Origin of the sequence: Streptomyces sp. NPDC051051, from assembly GCF_040682975.1 — a bacterium.
In the GTDB taxonomy this organism is placed as follows: Bacteria; Actinomycetota; Actinomycetes; order Streptomycetales; family Streptomycetaceae; genus Streptomyces.
In genome coordinates, this window is the sequence record NZ_JBFBCB010000001.1 from 175,842 (window position 1) to 199,554 (window position 23,713).

Genomic DNA, 23,713 nt, shown 5'->3' on the forward strand with positions numbered 1-23,713 from the left:
CGGCCCTGGCGGGTACCCGGCGGCCGGGAGAGGGTGGGAGGGAACGGACCCGCCCGCACCCCGCCGAAAACCGATCCGGAAGGGACCCCGATGTCCGTCGACACCCAGCAGGCGTCCGACCGCCTCACCGACGACGAGCTGAGGACGCTGGACGCCCACTGGCGCGCCGCGAACTACCTGGCCGTCGGCCAGATCTACCTCATGGCCAACCCCCTGCTCACCGAGCCGCTGCGGCCCGAGCACGTCAAGCCGCGGCTGCTCGGCCACTGGGGCACCTCGCCCGGGCTGAACCTCGTGTACACCCACCTCAACCGTGTCGTCCGCGGCCGCGACCTCGACGCCCTGTGCGTGTGGGGCCCCGGCCACGGCGGGCCGGCGGTGGTGGCCAACTCCTGGCTGGAGGGCTCGTACACCGAGACGTACCCCGACGTCACGCGCGACGCGGCCGGCATGGCCCGGCTGTTCAAGCAGTTCTCCTTCCCGGGCGGCATCCCCAGCCACGTCGCCCCCGAGACCCCCGGCTCCATCCACGAGGGCGGCGAACTCGGCTACGCACTCTCCCACGCCTACGGCGCCGCCTACGACAACCCGGACCTGCTCGTCGCCTGCGTGATCGGTGACGGCGAGGCCGAGACCGGGCCGCTGGCCGCGTCCTGGCACTCCAACAAGTTCCTCGACCCCGTCCACGACGGCGCCGTCCTGCCGATCCTCCACCTCAACGGCTACAAGATCGCCAACCCGACGGTGCTGGCCCGGATCCCCGAACCGGAACTCGACGAACTGCTGCGGGGGTACGGCCACGACCCGATCCACGTCACCGGCGACGACCCGGCCGCCGTGCACCGCGCGATGGCCGAGGCCATGGACACCGCGCTCGACCGGATCGCCGCGATCCAGCGTGCCGCCCGCGAGGAGGGCTCCGGCGAGCGCGCCCGCTGGCCGGTGATCGTGCTGCGCACCCCGAAGGGCTGGACCGGGCCCGCGCAGGTCGACGGGCTGCCCGTGGAGGGCACCTGGCGCGCCCACCAGGTTCCGCTCTCCGCCGTCCGGGACAATCCCGAGCACCTGCGCCAACTCGAGGCGTGGCTGCGCTCCTACCGGCCCGAGGAACTCTTCGACGAGCGGGGCGCCCCCCGGCACGACGTCCTGACCTGGATCCCCGAGGGCCCCCGCCGACTCGGAGCCACCCCGCACGCCAACGGCGGACTGCTGCTGCGCGAACTCCCGCTGCCCGCACTGGAGTCGTATGCCGTCCCCGTCGACGAACCCGGCACGACGCTGCACGAACCCACCCGCGTCCTGGGCGAGTTGCTGGAAAACGTGATGCGCTCCACCGCCGAGCGGCGCGACTTCCGGCTGGTCGGCCCCGACGAGACCGCCTCCAACCGGCTCCAGGCCGTGTACGGCGCCACCGGCAAGGCCTGGCAGGCGCAGACCCTCCAGGTCGACGAACACCTCGACCGGCACGGCCGGGTGATGGAGATCCTCTCCGAACACACCTGCCAGGGCTGGCTGGAGGGATACCTGCTCACCGGCCGGCACGGACTGTTCTCCTGCTACGAGGCGTTCGTGCACATCGTCGACTCGATGGTCAACCAGCACATCAAATGGCTGCGCGTGACCCGCCGGCTGCCCTGGCGGGCGCCCATCGCCTCCCTCAACTACCTGCTGACGTCGCACGTCTGGCGCCAGGACCACAACGGCTTCTCCCACCAGGACCCCGGCTTCGTCGACCACATCCTCAACAAGAGCCCCGAAGTCGTACGCGTCTACCTGCCGCCGGACACCAACACGCTGCTGTCGGTGGCCGACCACGTGCTGCGCAGCCGCGACTACGTCAACGTGGTCGTGGCCGGCAAACAGCCCTCCTTCGACTGGCTGACGATGGACCAGGCCCGCGCCCACTGCGCCCGCGGCGCCGGCATCTGGGACTGGGCGGGGACCGAGAACGGCACCCGCGAACCGGACGTGGTCCTCGGCTGCGCGGGCGACGTGCCGACCCTGGAGGTGCTCGCGGCCGCCCAGTTGCTCCGTCGGCACCTGCCCGAACTCGCGGTCCGCGTGGTCAACGTCGTCGACATCGCCCGCCTGTTGCCGAGCGAGGAGCACCCGCACGGCATGAGCGACTTCGAGTACGACGGCCTGTTCACCCCCGACAAACCCGTCGTCTTCGCCTACCACGGCTACCCGTGGCTGATCCACCGGCTCGCCTACCGCCGCACCGGCCACGGCAACCTGCACGTGCGCGGCTACAAGGAGATCGGCACGACGACCACGCCGTTCGACATGGTCGTCCGCAACGACCTCGACCGCTACCGACTGGTCATGGACGTCATCGACCGCGTCCCCGGCCTCGCGGTGCGCGCCGCTGCCGTACGCCAGCGGATGGAGGACGTCCGGCTGCGCCACCACGACTGGATCAGGGTCCACGGCACCGACCTGCCGGAGGTCGCCGACTGGGCCTGGGACGGCTGACCGGCACACCGGGCAGGGCGCACGGATCGGGGCAGACGGCGCAGGGGAAGGGGCAGGGACCGGGCGCGCGTGCGCCCTGGTACGTCGCCCGACCGGGTGCCTACAGTGGTCGGCCGGCCCCGCGGCACGGATTCCCGGCGGGGCGAGCCCCGTCCTTGCGTGGTCACCGGCCGCCCCCGGCCCCGGCAGCCGTCCGGGCCGGGGACGGCCCGCACACCGGCGCGGCTCGAAGGGCGACGGGTGCGAGGACCACCCGCGCGACAGGCACCACACCGTGACGGCGTTCGGGCCGCGCGACCGGGCCCGCGGTACGAGCGCGCGTCGAGAGCCACTGGAGGCCGCTGTGTCCCGACCGTGCATCGCCCTGATCGCCGATCCGACGTCGTCCGAAGGGTGCCGGGAGTACCTCGCCGACGCCGTGGAACTGCTCACCGGCACGCCGCCCGTGCGCGTCGACGCCCGCCACTTCGCGGCCGGCGCCTCCGGTCGCGGCATCCGCGACGGAGGCCGCTTACGGCTGCAGGTCGCCGAGGAGGGCCTGGACTTCGTGCCCGACATCGTCCTGCTGTACGAGATCCCGCCGCACCGCCGCCGCGCCCTGGCCGGCTTCCAGGAACTCCTGGACCGCCATGACGTGATCACGCTCGGCACCGGACCCGAGGCGTGGCGGACCGCCACCGAGAAGAACCTCACCGTGGAACGCTTCCGCCGGGACGGCATCGCCCAGATGGAGACCGCCGTCCTGTCCCGTCCCACCGCGCGGGAGGCCTGCGAGGCGTTCGAGCGGCTCGGGGGCGACACGTGGGCGCGGCCCGTCGTCGGCACCGGCGGCAACGACACCTTCCACGTCACCACCCGCGCCCAGCTGGAGGCGGCCACCGGCTACTACGCCGGGCACGGCACCGACTGGATGCTCTCCCGCGACGCGGGCAACTTCACCGCCGACGGACTGCGCCACCAGTTCCGCGTCTTCGTCCTCGGCGGACGCGTCGTGCACGCCCGCGAACATCTCCAGCCCGCCGCCGACACCCCCTGCAACACCTGCCAGGGAGCCACCCCCGTCCCCATCGCCCCGCCGGACCTGCCGCCCCGGCTCACCGAACTCGCCGTCGCCGCCACCGCGTCGGTCGGCCTGCCCTTCGCCGGGGTCGACCTGGCCGTGGAGAACGGCGGTGTCGTCTTCGAGGTCAACGTCCAGCCCGCCTTCGTCGACGGCGAGCTGGAGACCGTGGCCGTCCCGTACGTCGAGGCCCACCTGGACGCCTACGCGCGCGCGGCGAGCGGCCTGCGCACGGTCCGGCGGCCGCACCCCGCCCAGGCGATCGGAACCGGCAGCCGGGGCTTCACCGCCCCGGCGTGAACCCGGTCGTCCGCCCTCGTTCGGGGACGCGTCTTCGTGGTGAGGACCCGTCCCCGTCCGGCTCGATCGGGTCTGGTGCTGCAACGGTGTTTGCCGTGACTGCCGGCCGGCTCAGTCGTAGAGGGGGGCATGGGGGAGCATGGGGGGCCTTGCCGATGTCAGGCTGTGGGCCGGTGAACCGGACGCTCTGCATGAGCGGTTCGTGCACCGGTTCAGCCGGCCGCAGCGTCAGCCGGCCCGAGGAGATCTCCTACTGCATCGCCTACTGTCCCGCCGGCACCACCTTGGATCAGCTGATCCGCATCGCCGGCAGCAGGTGGGCGGTGGAGGAATGCTTCCAGAGCGCGAAGCAGGAGTGCGGGCCGGACGACCACCGGGTCCGCCGCCGTCCCGGCTGGCACCGCCACATGACGTGGGCCATGACCGCGCACGCCTGCCTGACCGTCCTGCGGGCCGGAGAGCTGGAGGACGGTGACGACGAGACGGGAGACGGTGGGGTCATGCCAGGGCACATGGCCGCTGACGGCGTTCGCCACCGTGTCCACGGGCGAGTCGAGACACGACGTCACGGCACGCGCCAGGGCTGCCGCGTGCACCCACGGTGCGCCGTACCAGACATGGCCGTGGGCCCCCGGCCTCGGTCGGCCAGCCGTCCCTCCCGCACGGCCTGGTGAGCACACCGGCGGCACCCCAGCGCAACTGGTCGCGCAGCCGCTCGTGCGGTCCCCACACCAAGGGGGAGCGCACGGCGCTCGCGTCGCCCCGGCCCCCGGTGCCCACCGAGTCCAGCGGGATCCGCTCGCACTCCGACTCGGCCCGGCCGTAGGGGCTCAGCGGCTCCCGTGGCGGTGACTCCTCCGCCCGAAAGTTCCGGCGACCGTGGTGATCGCGATGAGTGCGAACCCGCCGAGGGAGATGCGGGCGACCGCCCGCACGACGAGGCGCACGGCGTCGGCGAGCCCGCTCCGGTGATGGAGCTCGAGGGCGGCGACCGGCCGGTCAGGAGTGTCGGTCGCGAAGCAGGTGATCCGCTCGCCGTTCACGTCGGTGGTTCTCCACCGGGCGCCCCGGGGTGGGGCCGTTCCTTTCGGACAATCAGCCGCATGCCCTTGGACCGGCCGTCCAGGAGTTTGCCAGTGAGCTCGGCGCCCCGGACCCCGTCACGGGCCTCGCCGCTGGTCTCGACGGTCGGGGTCCAGTCCGATGCCGGGATCTTCAGGACGTGTTCGTGGATCGCTTCGGTGATCACCATGCCGACCGACTGAGACAGCCGTCGTCCTCGGTCGACGAAGGCCGTCAGTGGGTGATGACCGTAGGTCTTCTTCCAGGTCGCGGTCGCGTCCTCCTTGTCGGAGTGCGGTCAGGAGGACGCCGTCGAGATCGTCCGGATTCGATCAGCCGGTGTCCGGATCATCAGCCTCTTCAAGGAGACGAGTCGCGAGGTCGTCGGCCCACCCCACGGCCCGGACACGGAGAGCGGTGACGGTGGTTTCGTCCAGGCCGTAGGCGGCGAAGGCTTCGTCGTCGGTCCACTCGGCACCCGTAAGGCTCGACTCAGGGTGAACCAGCACGCTGCTCCGGGCGTTCACGGGAGGGGAACGCGGATTCGAAGATCATCACGCACGGTTCCTGGCCGGATTCGCCGTCGCACCTTCCGAGGAAGCGCTCCCGAATCCACAATGCCCCGGCGCTCCCGCCGGTGTCGAACCATGAAAAGGAGCTCATCATGTTGGATCGTCGCTCTCTTCTGCGGTCCAGTGGCGTGGCGGCAGCCGGCGCGCTCGGCATCGCCGCTTCTGCCTCGGCCGCTGAGGCCTCTTCCACGGCGTCCCACGGTCATCACTCGTCTGTTCCCGACCCGACCGCCGGCGTGACGCGCACCTTGCTGCAGGAGAACCCCTCGCCCGCCAAGGGCTGGAAGACGGTGCAGACACTCGTCGAGATCCCCCGGCGCAAGGAATCGGGCCGCCACAGCCACCCGGGAGTGGAGGTCGGATACATCGTCCGCGGTGACGTGTCGATGGAGTTCGACGACGGGACTACCGTGCGGCTTCGCACTGGTGACCCCTTCTTCATCCCCTCCGACACCATCCACAACGCCCGCAACATCGGGACGGTGACAACGATGATGCTGTCCACCTACGTCGTCGACGAGACCAAGCCTCTGGTGACCACCCACACCCATTGACCGAGTCTCTTTCATCCTCTCTCTCAAGGGTGAATGGACTGTTCAGGTGGGTGGTGATGTGACAGGACCCCGGTCGTTCTTCAGTTCCAGCGGTCCTTGCAACACCCCGGTTCGATGAGTGCGATGAACTTCGGAATCCGCCGAGCCGGGAAGCCCCGGGGCTGGGAAGTCGATCCGTGAGCGGGCCGCATACTTCCAGCTCACGGAGCAGGGTGGCAGCACCCGGTGAGCGGCCCGGATCGTCAGCAGCGATCCACGAACGGGCAAGAAGTGGTGCAACGACAGTCACGCATCCAGGAGCGGCCGTAAGGCGGTTCCTCCGATCCACCCGCAGTACGGGCACACGCTCGTGGCTCGGTAAGACCCGGAGGAACCGCCTGCTGATCCGCCGCGGTACTCGCAGGAGCACAAGCGCATCCATACCGCGGACCGGCTGCGCGAGAAGGCGTCGATCCGGCAGACAGCCGCAGAGCCGGGCCGCAGCCCCTCCACCATCAGCCGCGAGACGCGTCGCAACCGGCGCACGATGCCTACTGGCTTCCGCTGGTCAGGGTGACGCTGGTTCGTCGGGCACAGGCCGGGGTCGACTATGAAGTCGCCGAGGGTGTCGGACCGGTGCTGGAGATGTTCGAGCCGATTGCGGACGAGGGCTTCGAGTCGCTCGAGGACGACCTGCAGAGGTCTTCAACCGCGTGTCTCCTCCGGGAGGAGGAAGCAGGAAGGAGGAAGAACAGCCTCGTGGCTCCCGCCCGGGGAGGTCGGGTCGCGTGAGCAGCGCCTTTACCTCTGACCTCATGAGAGAGTCGCGGTCCTTCACGGGCCGCCGGGTACCGGCCGCGGTGACGGACGTGACGCCGGCCGTCCTGGCGGTGGCAGCATGTCTGGCGCCGCCGAAAGCAGTTCCGCCCGGCGCCCATCCCCTGCGGTCGCCGGATCACTGGTGGCTCGTCCTGGTGCTGCTGTCGAGTCCTCCGCTCGTCGTGGATCGTGTGGAAGCTGCGGACCGGATCGGCCTGGCGTGATGTGCCGGAACGCCACAGCTCCTGGGAGACCCCGTACACGCGGTTCCGCGCGGGGGGCACTGGACGGCACGCTCTCGGGCATGCTGCGGGCCGTCCGGGCGGCGAAGGACGCGGCCGGGGGCGTCGACCCCGGTCATGTGCTCGCCGACAACGGCTACAACTCGCGGAAGATCCGCGCACACCCGCGACGACGCGGCATCCCGCACACGATCCCCGAATGCGTCCACCGGATCCCGGGGCGGCCGTCCGCGGCACATGCCGCGGACGGCCGCCCCGGCTTCACCCGGCGCCTCCACCCCCGCCGCAGCGACGCCGAACGCTCCTTCGACCGCCCCGAGCAGGGGCGCGGACCGGTCACTGGCCACGACAAGATCCGCGAGTCCTGCCACGCCGCCGTCACCACCGCCTCGATCCTGCTCCGGACCTGACCTTCGAAGACGACCTCCGGACCGTCGGGAGCTGCGCCAGCAGGAGGGTCACGTCGTCGTTGTGGCTCTCCGGGTCCGGCAGGAGGCCGGCGAGCACCTGGTCGGCGGCCGTCTCCAGACAGGGCGCGTCGGTGAACAACTCATCGAGCAGGAGGGTGAGTTCACCGATGCGCAGTTCGATGTCGCTGCCCGGCGTCTCGATCAGGCCGTCCGTGTACAGCACCAGGGTGGCTCCCGGCGGTATCTGCGCGCGGGCCTGCTCGAACGGGCCGTCGCCGACCCCGAGGGGCATGTTGACCGGGCAGTCGAGCGCCCGCACCCCCTTGCCGGCCCCGGCGACCAGGACCGGCAGATGGCCTGCCGAGCAGATCGTCACCGTGCCCGTCTTCGGGGCGATGACCAGATAGCAGCAGGTCACGAGCTGGTCGGGCACGTCCAGGTCGGCGACGCAGGTGTCCAGCGCCCGCATCAGCTGCCGCGGCTGCATGCCGGTCTTCGCCAGCGCGTGCGCGGCCGAGCGCAGCTGGCCCATCACGGCGGCGGCCTCCAGACCCCGCCCCATCACGTCGCCTATCAGCACCCCCACCCGGCCGCCGCCCAGCGGCACGAGGTCGAACCAGTCGCCGCCCACCCCGGCGCCCTGGGTGGCGGGCCGGTAACGACTGGCGGTGGCCAGGCCGGGCAGCGCGGGCGGGGTGCCCATCAGGCTGCGCTGGAGCGTGAGGGCGATGTGCCGCTGCTGCTCGTACAGTTCGGTCAGCTCGGCCTGGGCGCGCTTGCGGTCGCTGATGTCCCGCACGATCGCGCACGCCCCGACCACCGTGCCACGGGTGTCCCGGGTCGGCCACAGGGTCACGTCGACGTCCAGCAGCGCACCGCCGCTGGTGACCCTCAGCGTCTCGAAGTGCTCCACCTTCCGGCCCCGCCGGAGCTGCCGCAGCAGCGCCCTGACCTCGCCGCGCAGCTCGGGCGGGGCCAGCAGGGAGACGTGCCGGCCGATGGCCTCGTCGGCGGTGTAGCCGTACAGGCGCTGTGCCGCCGCGTTCCAGTAGGTGACGCGTCCGTCCAGGGTGTGGGCGAGGATGGCGTCCTGGGACGATTCCACGAGGGCGGCCAGCTCGTTGATGCGGGCCTCGGCGGCCTTGCGGTCGGAGACGTCGCGGACCGCCGCCGACACCAGCAGCCCGTCCGTGGTCTCCAGGGGGCTCAGACTGATCTCGACGGGGAACTCGGTGCCGTCCTTGCGCAGCCCGAGCAGTTCGAGTCCGGCGCCCATGGGCCGGACCTGGCGGTTCGCCGTGTACCCGCTGCGGTGCCCGGTGTGCTGCTCGCGGAAGCGGTGCGGCAGCAGCAACTCGACCGGCTGGTCGAGGAGTTCCTCGCGGCGATAGCCGAAGAGGGCCTCGGTCTGGGCGTTGACGAGCCGGATGGTGCCCCGGTCGTCGACGATGACCATCGCGTCCGGTGCCGCCTCCAGCAGCCCCCGGAACCGTTCCTCCGCCCCGCCCGGAGCCTTCTCGCGCACAGGGGCGCGGCAGCCGTACCGTCGTTCCACCGGTTCCGCCTGCACCAAGTCGGCCATGTCCCACCTCACCTTGCGCGATGATTCAAGCCATCTCAGCGCCTTCGCGCCCGCCCCGCTCCGGGATGTCGCTTACTGACCGTTCACGCCCGAAGCTGGCCGATCGCGGTCCGGGCGTAAGACACGGGCCGTCGGGGCGCCGCTTCACCTCCGGTACGCGGGGTATGGCACGGTTTCGTACCGCCCGGCCGGACAGGAACGGTCCGGTTCGACCAAGAAACGGGAAGCGCCGGGCCGCGGGCGGCACATAGCGTGGGGGCGACGCCCAGGAACACGGACGGAGACTGTTGATGAGCCCCGCTGACAGGACGGACGGCCGGCCGTCCGCGCCGCACGCCGCCGACACCCACGACGTGATCCGTGTGCACAGCGCGCGCGTGAACAACCTCAAGGACGTCAGCGTCGAGATCCCGAAGCGCCGGCTGACCGTCTTCACGGGGGTGTCCGGCTCGGGCAAGAGCTCGCTGGTCTTCGACACGATCGCCGCCGAGTCGCAACGGCTGATCAACGAGACGTACAGCGCCTTCGTGCAGGGCTTCATGCCGACGCTCGCGAGGCCCGACGTCGACGTGCTCGACGGGCTGACGACCGCGATCATCGTCGACCAGCAGCGGATGGGCGCCGACCCCCGCTCCACGGTCGGCACCGCCACCGACGCCAACGCGATGCTGCGCATCCTCTTCAGCCGGCTCGGCGAGCCGCACATCGGCCCGCCCGGCGCCTACTCCTTCAACACGGCCTCGGTGCGGGCCAGCGGCGGCATCACCGTCGAGCGCGGCGCCAAGGAGACGGTGAAGGCGACCTACCAGCGCACCGGCGGCATGTGCACCCGCTGCGAGGGCCGGGGCACGGTCTCCGACATCGACCTCACCCAGCTCTACGACGACAGCAAGTCGCTCAACGAGGGCGCGCTCACGATCCCCGGCTACAGCGTGGACGGCTGGTACGGCCGCATCTTCAGCGGCTGCGGCTTCTTCGACCCGGACAAGCCGATCCGCAGGTTCACGGAGAAGGAACTGCACGATCTCCTTTACCGGGAACCGACCAAGATCAAGGTCGACGGCATCAACCTGACGTACGAGGGGCTGATCCCGAAGATCCAGAAGTCGATGCTCGCCAAGGACGTCGACGCGCTCCAGCCCCATGTGCGCGCCTTCGTGGAGCGCGCCATGACCTTCACCGTCTGCCCCGAGTGCGACGGCACCCGCCTCAGCGAGGGTGCCCGCTCGTCGAGGATCGACGGGATCAGCATCGCCGACGCCTGCGCGATGCAGATCACCGACCTCGCCGAATGGGTGCGCAAGCTCGACGTGCCCTCGGTGGCGCCGCTGCTCACGGCGCTGCGCGGGACCCTCGACTCGTTCGCGGAGATCGGCCTCGGCTACCTCTCGCTCGACCGGCCGGCGGGCACCCTGTCGGGCGGCGAGGCGCAGCGCGTCAAGATGATCCGCCACCTCGGCTCCTCGCTCACCGACGTCACCTACGTCTTCGACGAGCCCACCACCGGCCTGCACCCCCATGACATCCAGCGGATGAACGACCTGCTGCTGCGCCTGCGGGACAAGGGCAACACCGTGCTCGTCGTGGAGCACAAGCCGCAGACGATCGCGATCGCCGACCACGTCGTCGACCTCGGCCCCGGCGCCGGCACCGCGGGCGGCACCGTCTGCTACGAGGGCACCGTCGAGGGGCTGCGGGCCGGCGGCACCGTCACCGGCCGCCACCTCGACGACCGGGCCGCGCTGAAGCACTCCGTGCGCAGGCCGACCGGGGCACTGGAGATCCGCGGCGCGACGGCGCACAACCTCCAGGGCGTCGACGTGGACATCCCGCTCGGCGTGCTCGTCGTCGTCACGGGGGTCGCCGGCTCCGGCAAGAGTTCGCTCGTCCACGGGTCGATACCCGCCGACGCGGGAGCGGTGACGGTCGACCAGAGCCCCATCAAGGGGTCACGGCGCAGCAACCCGGCGACCTACACCGGACTGCTCGACCCGATCCGCAAGGCGTTCGCCAAGGCCAACGGCGTGAAGCCGGCCCTGTTCAGTGCCAACTCCGCCGGCGCCTGCCCCACCTGCAACGGCGCGGGTGTCGTCTACACCGACCTGGCGATGATGGCCGGCGTGGCCGCCACCTGCGAGGACTGCGAGGGCAAGCGGTACCAGGCGGCGGTGCTCGAGCACCGCCTCGGCGGCCGGGACATCAGCGAGGTGCTCGCGATGCCGGTGTCCAGGGCCGAGGAGTTCTTCGGCTCCGGCGAGGCGCACACCCCGGCCGCGCAGCGCATCCTCGGCCGCCTCGCCGACGTCGGGCTCGGCTATCTCACCCTCGGCCAGCCGCTCACCACGCTGTCCGGCGGCGAGCGGCAGCGGCTCAAGCTCGCCACCCGCATGGGCGACAAGGGCGGCGTCCACGTCCTCGACGAGCCGACCACCGGCCTGCACCTCGCCGACGTGGAGCAGCTGCTCGGACTGCTGGACCGGCTGGTCGACGCCGGCAAGTCGGTCGTCGTCGTCGAGCACCACCCGGCGGTCATGGCGCACGCCGACTGGATCATCGACCTCGGTCCCGGCGCGGGTCACGACGGCGGCAGGATCGTCTTCGAGGGCACCCCGGCCGACCTCGTCGCAGCCCGCTCCACCCTCACCGGCGAGCACCTGGCGGCGTACGTCGGCGCCTGACGCCCCGCCCGGCCGTGGCCGGACACCGCGATCCCGGCCGACGGACCGGATCGCCGCCGTACCTCGGGGCCCGCGAGCCCGGCATGATCCGAACGAGAGGCCCTCGGTCACGGGGAGCGGTCAGTGCCCGCCCAGGCCGCCCCCGCCGAACGAACCGCTGCTGCCGCGACTCCAGCGCGGCCGCGACGTGGACGCGCTCGGCCGGGTCCCCATGTTGGTCAGTTCGTACGGGGTGAGGGCGTGGCCCCCCTTCCCGGTCCGCGGCACCTCGTCGGGCTCCCGGATCTCCTGGACCTCGCGCACGGGTCCCCCCGGGGGCAGGTGCGGCTGCTCCTCGGGGCGCGGCCGGGGCAGCTCGCGCTGCTTGACGCGCGCGCCCAGCCAGAAGCTGCCGGCGAGCAGGGCCACGAGGGCCACACCGACCACGAACATGGCCACGCTGAGCAGGCCGCTCGCGGCGGCCAACTGCATGTGTGCGCTAGTCATATCAGGTGAATACCCCGCTAATCGGTCACGAACCGCTTCGCGGTGCCGTCGCTCTCCGTGCGGGGGCGATGCCGGACCGGTACCGGATCGGTGCCGCGGCCGTCGCGGCCGGCCTGCCGCAGGGTTTGGCGCGGCGCGCCGCGGCTACCCGCGCTGTGTGACTTCGACGACATCCCAACAGGAACTCTTCCGGTTTCTGGAGGACCGTTTCGCATGCGCCCAGGCGTGCACCGAGTGTGCGCGGGCCAGCGCGCTGCGCGCGAGCCTGGTGAATCCGGACGGAACCGAAGAGCAGGAACTCGTACGCCGCAAGGGGATCATGTGCGCGGAGGTCTGCGACGCGACCTGCCGTGTGCTGTCCGAGGACAACCGGGTGGACGAGGCGGGCATCCGGGTCCAGGTGGAGTGGTGCCGGACCGTCTGCCTGGAGACCGCGCACGCCTTCGACCGGCACCCGGGTGCCGAGGACAGCGCGGCGGCGTGCCGCGCGTGCGCCCAGGCCTGCACCGACTTCCTTCAGACGCTGGAGTGAAGTGGTGACCCCGGTGCCGATCGGGACGGGGGCCGGGACGGCCGCCGCCCTCGACCGGCCGGTGACGGCGTCCTCGGCCGCTGACCGCCCTTCCCGGCGCGGGCTGACGCCGGTCGGGCGGTTCGTCCTCCTCGACGAGGCCGCCGGGGCCGGAGCCCCCTGCCGCTGACGGCGCTCGACACCGTCGGCCCGGTCACCGCTCAGCCGTGGTCCTCACCGTCCGCGGCGGCGACTACGAGATCCGACGGGCGATCATCTCCCGGACCGGCCCGGGAACGCCCCGCGTACGGCGCCGACGCCCGTCCGGCAGGAGAATGGACTGAGGCACGTACCGGGCCCGGGTCGGTCGGCTCCACCTCGGGACCAGTGGCCCCTGCCCCGGCGACGCCCCCGAGGGCGACGCTGGTGTCGGACCCCCTCCCGGATCCCTTGTCCCGGATCCTGAGCCCAAGATCCCTCGACGAGGAGGTGGAGATCATGCTCCGCACCGTCACCGTAGGTCTCGACGGCTCGCGCGAGAGCCGCGCCGCCGTGGAATGGGCGGCGCGCGAGGCGAAGCTGCGCGGTCTGCCGCTGAAGATCGTGCATGTCTGGCAGCCGGCCCCGGAGCCGATGGCCCAGGCACCGCTGCTCGGCGGTGAGACGCAGGCGCACTGGACCGAGCGCATTCCCCGGGAGGCCGCCGCGGGCGTCAGCCTGCGCCATCCCGGTGTCGAGGTGATCAGCGAGCAGCTCTCCGGACAGGCCGGTGACGTCCTCGCCGAGGCGGCGAGGAGTGCCGAACTGCTCGTCCTGGGCTCCCGCGGTCTCACCGGGGTCGGCGGGTTCATGATCGGTTCCGTGGGTCTGTCCGCCCTCGCGCACGCGGACCGCCCCGTCGTCCTGGTCCGCGCGCTGGAAGCGGCCGCCGACGAGCACGAGGCGGACCCGACCGGGATACCGTCCACCGCGACACCGTTCCGGCCCGTGGTGCTCGGACTCGACGTCGACCACCCGGACGAGACACTGATCGAGTTCGCCTTCGACGCCGCCCGGCTCCGCGACACGTCCCTGCGGGTCGTCCACGGCTGGAACCCGCCGCCGTACCACGCGTACGCCATGCCCGCCAACCCCGCGCGCCACGAGGCCCTGGCCCTGAGCGCGGCCGAGGCCCTCTCCGAGGCGCTGCGGCCGTGGTTGCAGAAGTTCCCGGACGTCGAGGTCGTCGAGATGTCCCGCTACGGCAGTGCGGCCGGCCACGTCGTGGACGCCGCCCGTGAGGCCTCGCTCGTCGTCATGGGCCGCCGGATCCGACGCAGCCCGTTCGGCGCCCACATCGGTCACACCACGCACGCGGTCCTCCACCACTCGGCGGCCCCCGTCGCCGTGGTCGCCCACGCCTGACCCCGAGGAGGAGAAGCCATGAACGCAGCGGTCGTTCCAGCGTTCGCCGAGCCCCCCGCCGCCGAGGTCCGGGCCCGTGCCGTCGCCGCTCCGGACGAGGGGCGGTGAGCACGGTGGACCTCCCCCTCGTGGTGGGCGTGGACGGCTCCGAGCCGAGCCTGCGGGCCGTGGACTGGGCGGCCGACGAGGCCGCCCTGCGCGGGGTCCCGCTCCGAGTGGTGTACGCCTCCCTCTGGGAGCGGTACGAGGGCGACTCCCTCGCCGAGGACCTCACCGACGACCTGGAAGGGGCGGCCGAGCAGGTGACGGCCGGGGCCATCGTGCGAGTCGCCGCGAACCGGGCCGCACTGCGCCGCCCCGACGTCAAGGTCTCCACCGACGTGCTGCCCGAGGAACCCGACTCCGCGCTCGTCCGCGAGGGACGCAACGCCTGCGCCCTGGTGCTCGGTCACCGGGGCCGCAGCGGCCTCGCCGAGGTGCTGCTCGGCTCGGTCGGCCTGAGCGTCGCTGCCCACGCCGACTGCCCGGTGATCGTGCTGCGCGGCAGTCACGACAACCAGGTCCGGGCCGGGAGGCACGGCCGCGTCGTCGTCGGCGTCGGCGACAAGGGCACGGACTCCGCCGCGCTGCGCTTCGCCGTCCAGGAGGCCAGGCTGCGCGACGCGACGCTGGAGGCCGTACGGGCCTGGCGGTGCCCCGCGCACGAGACCACCGACCACCCCCTGCTCGTCGGGGAACCCGCCAGGGTGCACGAACTGCGTGCCGCCGAAATCCTGGAGCAGGCACTCGAGGACGTGCCCGCCGACGTGGAACTGCGCCGTCGCACGGTGGAGGGCCCGGCCCGCGGGGTGCTCCTGGCTGCCTCGCACGAGGCCGACCTGCTGGTGGTCGGCGCCCGGCGCAACCCGGGACACCTCGGACTCCAGCTGGGGCGCGTCGCCCACTCGGTGCTGCACCACGCCGCCTGCGCGGTGGCGGTCGTACCCGAACGGCCGTGAGAGGCGCGGCCGGCCCGGCGGAGACGCGCCGCAAGGGGGGGCGGGGCGGGAGCACCCGGCCGGGTCGGGCCCGGCCCGCCCCCGGGGTCTCACACGAGCGGGGACGGATCGTGCGCCGTCAGGCGGACTCCGGTGACCAGATCGGGACCGATGCGGACGGCGTGATCCATCCTCTGCGTCGCCCAGGGCCGCAGCAGGGCCCGGTAGCGGGCGAGTTCGCCCGGATCGGTGACCAGCCGCGCATAGCCCGTCACGACCACGCTCCAGCCGAGATGGGTGTCGGGGTCGATGTCGTCGGCCTCGTAGGCGACGACGGCCCCCTCCGCCCCGCTCTGCCGGGTGTACCGGGCCAGCGCGGCGTCTCCGTGGGTGCGGATGACGACGTCGCCGTCGACCAGGACGTGGTTGACGGGGCGGACGGTCGGCAGCGCGTGCCGGGTGAAGACGATCCGTCCCAGGGACACGCCGCCCAGCAGCCGCAGCGCCTCGGCAGCGTCCAGCTCGACACTCGTCCGTGCCTCCGGGGCGTTCGGCTGGTCGTCGTCACCGGCCATCGCAGACATCCGTATCGTCGGATCGGTCACAGGTCTCTGTCTCCCGCAGCCGCGCGTGCGGCCGACCGGGCCATTCGAACCGGGCGGACGCCCACCTCACCAGGGCCGACCGGCCCTGTGGGGCGTCCGATGGTCCCGGCCGACCCGCCCGGCGGGCGTCAGCCGCTCGCGGAGTCCAGCGCCGACTGGAGCGACTGACGGTAGCCGTCGCTGGTGTAGGTGGCTCCCGAGACCGTGTCGATGTCCGCGCTCTGGGCGCTGAGCGCCTCCCGGGTCAACTGGGGGATGGCGTAGCCGTTGATCTGCTGGTCCCTCGGGTTCTCCTGGGGGTAGGCGACCGCGGTGACGTCGGTGAGCCTGCCGTCCTTCACCGTGACGCGGACCTGGACGGGGCCGTAGCGGGTCTGGACCGAGTCCCCGGTGAGCGTCCGGGTTCCCGCGACCGTCGATCCGCCCGACCCGGCCGACGCGCCGGAACTGCTGGACGGCACGGGAGAGGACGCGAGCCCGGCGACGGCCGGCGCCGTGTGCGGCTTCAGCGACAGCACCAGCACGATCCCGGAGACGGTCGCGGCGCTCGCCAGCACGATGCGGCGCAGCGGGTGGTTCTTCCTCAAGGTGTGCAAGACGGCCTCACAGTTCGAAGGACTCGTGGTGGATGCGGCGGTCCGGGACCCCCGCGGCGCGCAGCGCCTCGTACAGGTCCCGTGCGAACCCGTGCGGGCCGCACAGGTACACGTCGTGGGCGGCCAGGTCGGGGACGGCCGCGCGCAGGGATCCCGCCGTGAGGTCCGGACGCCGGCCGTGCGGGCCGTTGAGCGCGTAGAGCACCTTGGCCCCGCGCCACCGTGCGACGGCCTCCAGCTCCCCGCCCAGGGCGAGGTCCTCCGCCGTGCGGGCCCGGTAGACGAGCGTGACGTCGCCGGGCAGCGTCTCGAACAGGGCCCGCAGCGGGGTGATGCCGACGCCGCCCGCGACCAGCAGGGACTTGGGCGAGGTCTGCCGGTCCGCGGTCAGCGCCCCGTAGGGGCCCTCCGCCCACACCCGGGTACCCGGCCGCAGCAGGGCCACGGCGGCGCTGTGGTCGCCGAGCGCCTTGACCGTGATCCGCAGCAGGTCCGGACGCGGCGGCGCCGACAGGGAGTAGGGCGTCGAGGTCCAGCGCATGCCGTCGGTGAGGAAGCGCCACCGCAGGAACTGGCCCGGCCGCGCGCCCGTCTCGGCCAGCCGCCGGCCACGGATGACGACGGAGTACACGCCCGGTGCCTCCCGGTGCACGGAGTCGACCCGCAGCCGGTGACGCAGGTTGAGCCGGACCGGGGCGAGGATCCGGAACCACACCACCAGGGCCGCGGCCCCCAGGTACAGCGCGTACCAGGCCGCCTGTGCCCATCCGTTGCCGGTGAAGTCGGATCCGAGGGCGAGCTGGTGGCCGAAGGAGAGGAAGACCGCGGCGTAGGTGAGCAGGTGCACGTAGTACCAGAACTCGTGACCGACCCGGCGGCGCACCGCGCGGGCCGAGACGATCCCGACCGCGAACAGGACGACGGTGCCGGCGGTGGCCTTGAGCATCTCCGGATAGTCCAGGACCACCGTGATCGTCTCGTCCACGACGGAGGAGCGGTCCTGGGCGGCGTACCCGAGCAGGATCAGCACGACGTGGGCCGCCAGCAGGCAGATCGTGTAGCGGCCCGCCATCGCGTGCCAGCGCGTCACCCGGTCCGACCCGATCCGCCGCTCCAGCAGCGGGACACGGGCCATCAGGGCGACGAGCACGGCGCAGGCGTACCCGGACAGCAGTCCCGCGATCCGCCCCGCTCCCGTCAGCCAGCCCGCGGTGCCCACGACCGACCCCGTGTCGTACCACCACAGGGCGACCACGGCGGCGGCCCCGCCCCACAGGGCGGCCAGCACGGGGCCCGCGGGGGAACGCCTGGGCGCGGGAGGCACGGGAGGCGCGGGGGCGACCCCTGGTCGCGCGTACATCGTCGTCATCCGTGTGTTCCTTCGGCTTTTCCGTACGTCCGCTGCGGCCGTACGCAACGACACTGTGCCGACGCAACCTCTGAGCCCGCTCTCAGCGCTCGGCGCTGCGGCACGGTTCCGCCGCAGGTGGGAGGAGTCGCCGAGGTGAACGGGCGGAACGGCGGCAGGGCGGACTCAGAGCGGACTCAGAGCGAACTCAGAGGTCCGGGAAGGAGCCCCGGCCGCGGCGGGACCGCATCCTGGTACGTGAGATGAACACTCCCCGCCACCGCGGCTCCGGCCGCCCCGCCCTCACCCGGACCGACGGCGCCCCCATCCGGGTCCTCGTCGTCGACGACGACCCCGACCTCGCGGAGGTGCTCTCCGGCGCCCTGCGCTACGAGGGCTGGGAGGTGCGCACGGCCGGCGACGGCGTCTCGGCCGTCGCCGAGGCCCGCGAGCTGCTCCCCGACGCCGTCGTCCTCGACGTGATGCTCCCGGACACCGACGGCTTCTCCGTGCTGCGCTCGCTGCACGGCGTTCGCCCCGACGTGTGCGTTCTCTTCCTGACCGCACGGGACGCCGTCGAGGACCGCATCGCGGGCATCACGGCGGGCGGCGACGACTACGTGACGAAACCGTTCAGCCTGGAGGAGGTCGTGGCCAGGCTGCGCGGTCTGCTGCGCCGGGCCGGCATGGCCCGGCAGAGCGAGGACGGGCCGCGGCTGACCGTCGGCGACCTGGTCATGGACGAGGAGGCCCGCGAGGTCACCCGCGGCGGCGACCTCGTGGAGCTGTCCCCGACGGAGTTCGAACTGCTGCGGCTGCTGATGCGCAATCCGCGGCGCGTGCTCAGCAAGGCGCAGATCCTCGACCGCGTGTGGTCCTACGACTTCGGCGGCCAGGCCCACGTCGTCGAGCTGTACATCTCCTACCTGCGCAAGAAGGTGGACGCGGGCCGCCCGCCCATGATCCACACGGTGCGGGGCGCCGGATACGTGCTCAAGCCGGTGACCCGGTGAGCACGCGGCCGCGGCGGGCTTCCGCGCGTCGGCCGCGCCCGCGCGGGACGGCCCGGCGGCTGCCGCGTCCGCCCTGGCCGCACACGCTGCGGGCGCGGCTCACCGCCGGACTCGTCGTGCTGCTCGCCGTCAGCTGCGCGGCCGTCGGGGTGGCGGCGGTGCTGGAGCTGAACGGCTTCCTCACCGGCCGTCTCGACCAGCAGCTGCGGGAGGCGGGCGTACGGTTCCCGGCCAGCCTGGAGCACGTCGGGACGCTGCCCTCGGACCGCGACGGCGACGAGGACGGCGACGGCGACACCCGCCGTCAGACCGTCGGAACCTTCGGGGCCCGGCTCGTCGGGGACACGGTCACCAACGCCGCGGTGGTGGCGTCCGGCGGCCGTACCGGCACGGTGAACGTGTCGCTCGGGGCACGCGACAGCCGTCGGCTGGCCGGGCTGCCGGCCGACGGCGACGGGCACACGACCGAGCTCTCCTCCCTGGGCGAGTACCGCCTGATGGCGTTCCGGGGCGTGGACGGCGACGTCCTGGTCACCGGGCTCCCCATGGAGCCCGTGGAGGCCACCGTCCACCGGCTGGAACTGGTCGCCGCGGTCGTCTTCGGCGCGGCGCTGGTCGTCACCGGCTTCGCCGGGGCCCTGTGGGTGCGCTGGTCGCTGCGACCGCTCAGCCGGGTGGCCGCGACCGCCACCCGGGTCAGCCGGCTTCCGCTGTCCAGCGGCGAGGTGGGGCTCTGGCCGCGCGCGCCCGAGGCCGACCCGCGCAGTGAGGTGGGCCGGGTCGCCGACGCCTTCAACACCATGCTCGGCCACGTCGAGGACGCGCTGACCAAGCGGCAGGCGAGCGAGGAGCGGCTGCGCAGTTTCGCCGCCGACGCCAGCCACGAGCTGCGTACGCCCGTGGCGACGGTCCGCGGCCACGCGGAGCTGGCGCTGCTGCACCCCGGTCCGGTGCCGCCGAAGGTGGTGCGGGCCCTGGAGCGCATCGAGGCCGAAGCGGCCCGCATGGGCGAGATGGTCGACGACCTGCTGCTGCTCGCCCGCCTCGACGCCGGCCGTCCCCTGGAGCGCCTGCCCGTCGACCTGACCCGGCTGGTCCTGGACGCCGTGACCGACGCGCAGGCCGCGGGTCCCGGACACCGCTGGACGCTGGAACTGTCCGAGGAACCGGTGACGGTGACGGGCGACGCCCACCGCCTCCACCAGGTACTGGCCAACCTGCTGGCCAACGCGCGCCTGCACACACCCGTCGGCACCACGATCACCGTCTCGGTGGAGACCGACGGCACGACGGCGGAGCTGAAGGTCCACGACGACGGCCCCGGCGTCCCCGAGGACGTCCGCCCCCGGGTCTTCGAGCGCTTCACCCACGGGGAGCGCCGCCGTACGGAAGGCGCGCCGGGCGGCACCGGCACCGGCCTCGGCCTGTCGATCGTGGCCGCCGTGGCGGAGGCCCACGGCGGCAGCGTCGCCCTCGACAGCGTCCCGGGGGCGACCACCTTCACCGTACGGCTCCCGGCCCGGCCGGCGGCCGATCGCCCGTGACGGACGGCCGGACACCGGTCGGCGGCCCCGAGGAGGGCGGCCCCCACGGACCCGGCCCGGCCCCCTCGGCTCATGCGGCTCCCGCCCTGGCGTGGGCCCTCGCCGCGGCGTTCGACGGGTTCGCCGTTCGGCTGCCGAGCCCCCGCACGGGCCGCGGCCACCCGTACCGCACCGGCCGCGGGCGGACGACCGCCGCGCGGGGGCGCACCGGTGACGCCTCGGGGCCGTTCGGCTCCCGGCGGGGACCTCCGGCCCTGCCGACCCGCGGGCGTGGCCCGCCAGACTGGGGACGCACCCCTGAAGGAGGTCCGCACATGCTCGCCATCACCGTCGGTCTCGACGGCTCGCCCGAAAGCCTCGCCGCCGCCGACTGGGCCGCTCGCGAGGCGGCACAACGAGAGACGCCCCTGTGCCTCCTGCACGCCGGGGAACCGCCGCGCCCCCTCTACGCGCCGCTCGCGGGCCTTCCGGCACCGGGCGTGCTCGACGCGCAACGCGCGTGGGCGGCCGAGCTGCTGAGCGGGACCGCCTCCCGGCTCGTGGAGCGCCACCCAGGCCTGCGGATCACCACCCGGCAGACCGAGGACCCGGTGGTCCCCGCCCTGCTGGCGGCCGAGGAGGACACCGAACTGCTGGTCCTCGGGTCCCGGCGCCTCGGCACGGTGTCGGGCTTCCTGGTCGGCTCCGTCGCCCTCGCCACGGTGGCGCGTGCGGAACGCCCCGTCGTCCTCGTACGGGCCGACGGCCACCCCGAGGACGAGCACCTGCCGGACGCCACGGGCGCCGGCGCGACCACCACCCCCTACCGCGAGGTCGTGCTGGGGCTGGACCCGCGGAACCCGGCCGACGCCGTCGTCGAGTTCGCCTTCGAGGCCGCCCGGCGCCGCGCGGCGGGCCTGCGGGTGGTCCACGGCTGGAACCCGGCGGTCGACCAGGGCTACGGCGCCGTCCTGGAGCCGGGACCCGACGCCGAGCCGACGGAAGAGGAACGGCACGGACTCGGCGACGTCCTGCGGCCCTGGCAGGACAAGTTCCCGGGCGTGGAGGTGCGGGAGCAGGCCGTCATCGGCGGCGCCGGCCGTCACCTCGTGCACGCGTCGAGGGACGCGTCCCTGGTCGTCGTCGGACGCAGGAGGCGCCGGGCACCGGTCGGCGGGCGCATCGGGCCGGTGACACACGCGGTGCTGCAGCACGCCTCCGCGCCGGTGGCGGTGGTCCCGCACGACTGACCCGCGGAGGCGGGCGGCCCCCGGCGGACCGCCCGCGCCGGCGCGGGACGCCTCGGCCCTCCGGGTTCCCGGGAACCCGGACGCGGTGGGCCGGGCGAGGGGGTCGGCCCGCCGCGTTCCCGCACGCCGTGCGACCGCCACCTGACCGGCGGTGGTCCCGGTTCCCGGTCCCCGTGAGCCCCGGCCGGCTCCGTCCTCCTCCACCCGCGCTCGCCCGGCACGAACCGAGGCCCCTGCACACCGGCCTGACGGAGAGTCACGTAAAACGTGTCGTCACTGAAGACGGGGTGTCACGGAAAAGGGCCGGACGGCCCCCCGGAGGGGACCGGGCAGCCTCTGCCGCCCCACCGCCCGCCGGGCGACGCTGGCACCGGAAGTACAGAGCGAATGTGGGAGGTGCGGAGATGCTTCTGCCCGTGACCGCCGGAGTCGACGGATCCGCCGAGAGCCTGGCCGCCACCGCGTGGGCGGCCCGCGAGGCCGCCCGGCGGGACCGGCCACTGCACCTGGTGCACGCCCTGGCCTGGCACCCCCGGAACCAGGACGGCGACAGCACGGGCGCCGCCCGGCGGCACCTCGCCCGGCGCGCACTGCGGCAGGCGGAGGAACGGGCCCGCGCCGAACGCCCCGGCGTGCGCCTCACCGACGAGCAGCTGGAGGGCCCGGCCACCGCCGCCCTGCTCAAGGCCGCGGACCGGTCCGGCCTGTTGGTCCTAGGCTCCCGTGGGCTGAGCGGTTTCACCGGATTCCTCGTCGGCTCCGTCGCGCTCGGCGTGGTCGCGCGGGCCGAGTGCCCCGTCGTCCTCGTGCGGGCGGACGAGGAGGCGGCGGACGAACACCTGCCGGCCGGCGACGGAGGCGCCTCCACGGACACCGGACACCGGGACGTCGTGCTCGCCGTCGACCTCGGCGAGGCCTGCGACGAGGTCGTCGAGTTCGCCTTCGAGGCGGCCCGGCTCCGCAGCGCGCGCCTGCGCGCCGTGCACGCCTGGCACACGGCCGGCCCGGTCGGCCTCGGCACCGGCGACATCGGCCTGGTGCGGGAGTCCCGGCAGGGCGAGGAATGGCTGGGCGTCCTCAAGGCCGCGCTCCAGGTGTGGCGCGACAAGTACCCCGACGTGGAGGTCCTGGAGACGGTGGTGGAGGACAGGCCGTCGAGCGCGCTCGTGAGGGCGGCGACCGGAGCGGGTCTCCTCGTCGTCGGCCACCGCGTCGCCGAACGCCGGGTCGGCCCCCGCACCGGGCCCGTCACGCACGCCGCGATCCACCACGTCGGCTGCCCGGTGGCCGTCGTCCCGCACGTCTGAGGGGAGCGGCCGCACCGGATTTGGCCGGTCCGGACGGTGGCGTCGGCCGCCGATCCCGGCCACACTGCCGGTATGAGCGCCGACCCCGGCTTGTACGGCCCGGCCAGCGTGACGTGGCAGGCGCACGGCGATCCCATGATGTGGGTCGCCGGGATCCGCGCGCTGCACCTCCAGGCGCTGCACCCGCGCGCCGTACGCGGCGTCCTGCAGAACTCCGACTTCCGCCGCGACGCCTGGGGACGTCTCATGCGCACCGCGGACTTCGTCGGCACCACCACCTACGGCACCGCCGAGGCGGCCGAGAAGGCCGGGGCCCGGGTCCGCCGGATCCACCGCCTGCTGTCCGCCAACGACCCGGACACCGGGGAGCGGTACGGCATCGACGACCCCGCACTGCTGTTGTGGGTGCACTGCGCCGAGATCGACTCCTACCTGCACGTCCTGCGCCGCTCCGGCTACCCCCTCACCGATGCGGCCGCCGACCGCTACCTCGCCGAACACCGCGTCGCGGCCCGCCTGGTGGGCCTCGACCCCGACGCCGTACCCGCCGACAGGGCGGCGATGGAGGCCTACTTCGAGAAGGTGCGGCCCGAACTCGCCGCCGGGGACGACGCGCACGCGGTGGACGACTTCCTGCGCCGCCCGCCCGTGCACCCTCTGCTCGTCCCGGCCCGCGCCGTGCTGTGGCGGCACGTGGCGGACCTGGCGTACGGCTCCCTGCCGCCGTACGCGCACGAGTTGTACGGCCGCGCGGCCCCGCCGCCCGCGACCGTCACCCGGCGGTTGCGGGCCACGGGCGCCGTCCTGCGCGCCGTTCCGGCACGTCTGCGGTGGCAGCTGCCGCCCCGGCACATCCTGCGGGCCGTGGCACGGCTCGGCCCCGAGGCGCGTCCGGCGCCGTGCCGAGCCGCACGGTAGGCAGGGCCTCCGGGGGCCACCGGCGAGGCGGGCCACCGCCGA

21 protein-coding genes and 2 pseudogenes are annotated in these 23,713 nt (G+C 73.3%); 17 read left to right on the top strand and 6 right to left on the bottom strand.

The genetic code is table 11. The annotated features are described in order from the left end of the window. The first annotated feature begins 90 nt into the window (after positions 1-90). From AB0N31_RS00850 to AB0N31_RS00860, 3 genes and pseudogenes are all read left to right on the top strand, one after another. Positions 91-2,475 (top strand): phosphoketolase family protein, encoded by a 2,385-nt coding sequence (locus AB0N31_RS00850; RefSeq protein WP_366056146.1) that lies wholly within the window; start codon positions 91-93, stop codon positions 2,473-2,475. A 343-nt stretch (positions 2,476-2,818) separates the two neighbouring features. Beyond that, entirely contained in the window at positions 2,819-3,835 is a 1,017-nt protein-coding gene (locus AB0N31_RS00855) for an alpha-L-glutamate ligase (RefSeq protein WP_366056147.1), read from the top strand. A 221-nt stretch (positions 3,836-4,056) separates the two neighbouring features. Then, positions 4,057-4,509 (top strand): annotated as a pseudogene (locus AB0N31_RS00860) (hypothetical protein); the annotation flags it as partial. Positions 4,510-4,803: 294 nt separating this feature from the next. Here AB0N31_RS00860 and AB0N31_RS00865 read toward each other — a convergent pair. Next, positions 4,804-5,217 (bottom strand): annotated as a pseudogene (locus tag AB0N31_RS00865) (IS1380 family transposase); the annotation flags it as partial. 344 nt (positions 5,218-5,561) lie between these two features. On the opposite strand from AB0N31_RS00865, the gene AB0N31_RS00870 reads away from it, so the two are divergent. The 5 genes from AB0N31_RS00870 (at position 5,562) to AB0N31_RS00890 (ending at position 7,473) form a co-directional block, all read left to right on the top strand. Next, a complete protein-coding gene (locus tag AB0N31_RS00870; RefSeq protein WP_366056148.1) occupies positions 5,562-6,023 on the top strand; it encodes a cupin domain-containing protein in 462 nt (153 codons plus the stop codon). A 415-nt stretch (positions 6,024-6,438) separates the two neighbouring features. Then, positions 6,439-6,579, top strand: a complete 141-nt coding sequence (locus AB0N31_RS00875) for a helix-turn-helix domain-containing protein (protein WP_366056298.1) — start codon at positions 6,439-6,441, stop codon at positions 6,577-6,579. After that, complete coding sequence (locus AB0N31_RS00880) at positions 6,576-6,794, top strand: hypothetical protein (protein ID WP_366056149.1); 219 nt, start codon at positions 6,576-6,578, stop codon at positions 6,792-6,794. Before AB0N31_RS00875 ends, AB0N31_RS00880 begins: the two co-directional genes overlap by 4 nt. Positions 6,795-6,817: 23 nt before the next feature. Continuing rightward, positions 6,818-7,045 (top strand): hypothetical protein, encoded by a 228-nt coding sequence (locus tag AB0N31_RS00885; RefSeq protein ID WP_366056150.1) that lies wholly within the window; start codon positions 6,818-6,820, stop codon positions 7,043-7,045. 80 nt (positions 7,046-7,125) lie between these two features. Beyond that, positions 7,126-7,473 carry a hypothetical protein gene (locus AB0N31_RS00890; protein ID WP_366056151.1) on the top strand — a complete coding sequence of 116 codons (348 nt, stop codon included), beginning with the start codon at positions 7,126-7,128 and terminating at the stop codon, positions 7,471-7,473. Here AB0N31_RS00890 and AB0N31_RS00895 read toward each other — a convergent pair. Further along, entirely contained in the window at positions 7,442-9,028 is a 1,587-nt protein-coding gene (locus tag AB0N31_RS00895; protein ID WP_366056299.1) for a PAS domain S-box protein, read from the bottom strand. The genes AB0N31_RS00890 and AB0N31_RS00895 overlap by 32 nt on opposite strands. Before the next feature lie 317 nt (positions 9,029-9,345). On the opposite strand from AB0N31_RS00895, the gene AB0N31_RS00900 reads away from it, so the two are divergent. After that, the gene (locus tag AB0N31_RS00900) at positions 9,346-11,733 is read left to right on the top strand and encodes an excinuclease ABC subunit UvrA (protein WP_366056152.1); all 2,388 of its coding nucleotides are present in this window, start codon (positions 9,346-9,348) and stop codon (positions 11,731-11,733) included. Between the two features lie 120 nt (positions 11,734-11,853). On the opposite strand, the gene AB0N31_RS00905 is transcribed toward AB0N31_RS00900, so the two are convergent. Beyond that, complete coding sequence (locus AB0N31_RS00905; protein WP_366056153.1) at positions 11,854-12,219, bottom strand: DUF6479 family protein; 366 nt, start codon at positions 12,217-12,219, stop codon at positions 11,854-11,856. Positions 12,220-12,376: 157 nt separating this feature from the next. Between AB0N31_RS00905 and AB0N31_RS00910 the strand changes: the two genes are divergently transcribed. The 3 genes from AB0N31_RS00910 (at position 12,377) to AB0N31_RS00920 (ending at position 15,132) form a co-directional block, all read left to right on the top strand. After that, the gene (locus AB0N31_RS00910; protein ID WP_366056154.1) at positions 12,377-12,751 is read left to right on the top strand and encodes a ferredoxin; all 375 of its coding nucleotides are present in this window, start codon (positions 12,377-12,379) and stop codon (positions 12,749-12,751) included. 477 nt (positions 12,752-13,228) lie between these two features. Next, positions 13,229-14,134, top strand: a complete 906-nt coding sequence (locus AB0N31_RS00915) for a universal stress protein (RefSeq protein WP_366056155.1) — start codon at positions 13,229-13,231, stop codon at positions 14,132-14,134. A gap of 113 nt (positions 14,135-14,247) precedes the next feature. Next, positions 14,248-15,132, top strand: coding sequence for a universal stress protein (locus tag AB0N31_RS00920; RefSeq protein ID WP_366056300.1), 885 nt, complete (start codon positions 14,248-14,250; stop codon positions 15,130-15,132). An 89-nt stretch (positions 15,133-15,221) separates the two neighbouring features. Here AB0N31_RS00920 and AB0N31_RS00925 read toward each other — a convergent pair whose 3' ends face one another. The 3 genes from AB0N31_RS00925 to AB0N31_RS00935 form a co-directional block, all read right to left on the bottom strand. Continuing rightward, positions 15,222-15,686: a pyridoxamine 5'-phosphate oxidase family protein gene (locus tag AB0N31_RS00925; protein WP_366056156.1), complete on the bottom strand. Its 465-nt coding sequence runs from the start codon at positions 15,684-15,686 to the stop codon at positions 15,222-15,224. Between the two features lie 158 nt (positions 15,687-15,844). Continuing rightward, positions 15,845-16,312, bottom strand: coding sequence for an FMN-binding protein (locus tag AB0N31_RS00930; protein ID WP_366056157.1), 468 nt, complete (start codon positions 16,310-16,312; stop codon positions 15,845-15,847). Positions 16,313-16,319: 7 nt separating this feature from the next. Then, the gene (locus AB0N31_RS00935; protein ID WP_366056159.1) at positions 16,320-17,681 is read right to left on the bottom strand and encodes a ferredoxin reductase family protein; all 1,362 of its coding nucleotides are present in this window, start codon (positions 17,679-17,681) and stop codon (positions 16,320-16,322) included. Positions 17,682-17,923: 242 nt separating this feature from the next. Here AB0N31_RS00935 and AB0N31_RS00940 point away from each other — a divergent pair, with 242 nt between their 5' ends. The 5 genes from AB0N31_RS00940 (at position 17,924) to AB0N31_RS00960 (ending at position 23,671) form a co-directional block, all read left to right on the top strand. Further along, the gene (locus AB0N31_RS00940) at positions 17,924-18,673 is read left to right on the top strand and encodes a response regulator transcription factor (RefSeq protein ID WP_366056160.1); all 750 of its coding nucleotides are present in this window, start codon (positions 17,924-17,926) and stop codon (positions 18,671-18,673) included. A gap of 59 nt (positions 18,674-18,732) precedes the next feature. Next, positions 18,733-20,217: a HAMP domain-containing sensor histidine kinase gene (locus tag AB0N31_RS00945; RefSeq protein ID WP_366056301.1), complete on the top strand. Its 1,485-nt coding sequence runs from the start codon at positions 18,733-18,735 to the stop codon at positions 20,215-20,217. 314 nt (positions 20,218-20,531) lie between these two features. Then, positions 20,532-21,446 carry a universal stress protein gene (locus AB0N31_RS00950; RefSeq protein WP_366056161.1) on the top strand — a complete coding sequence of 305 codons (915 nt, stop codon included), beginning with the start codon at positions 20,532-20,534 and terminating at the stop codon, positions 21,444-21,446. 404 nt (positions 21,447-21,850) lie between these two features. Next, positions 21,851-22,753 (top strand): universal stress protein, encoded by a 903-nt coding sequence (locus AB0N31_RS00955; protein ID WP_366056163.1) that lies wholly within the window; start codon positions 21,851-21,853, stop codon positions 22,751-22,753. A gap of 72 nt (positions 22,754-22,825) precedes the next feature. Further along, positions 22,826-23,671 (top strand): oxygenase MpaB family protein, encoded by an 846-nt coding sequence (locus tag AB0N31_RS00960; protein WP_366056164.1) that lies wholly within the window; start codon positions 22,826-22,828, stop codon positions 23,669-23,671. The last annotated feature ends 42 nt before the right edge of the window (positions 23,672-23,713 follow it).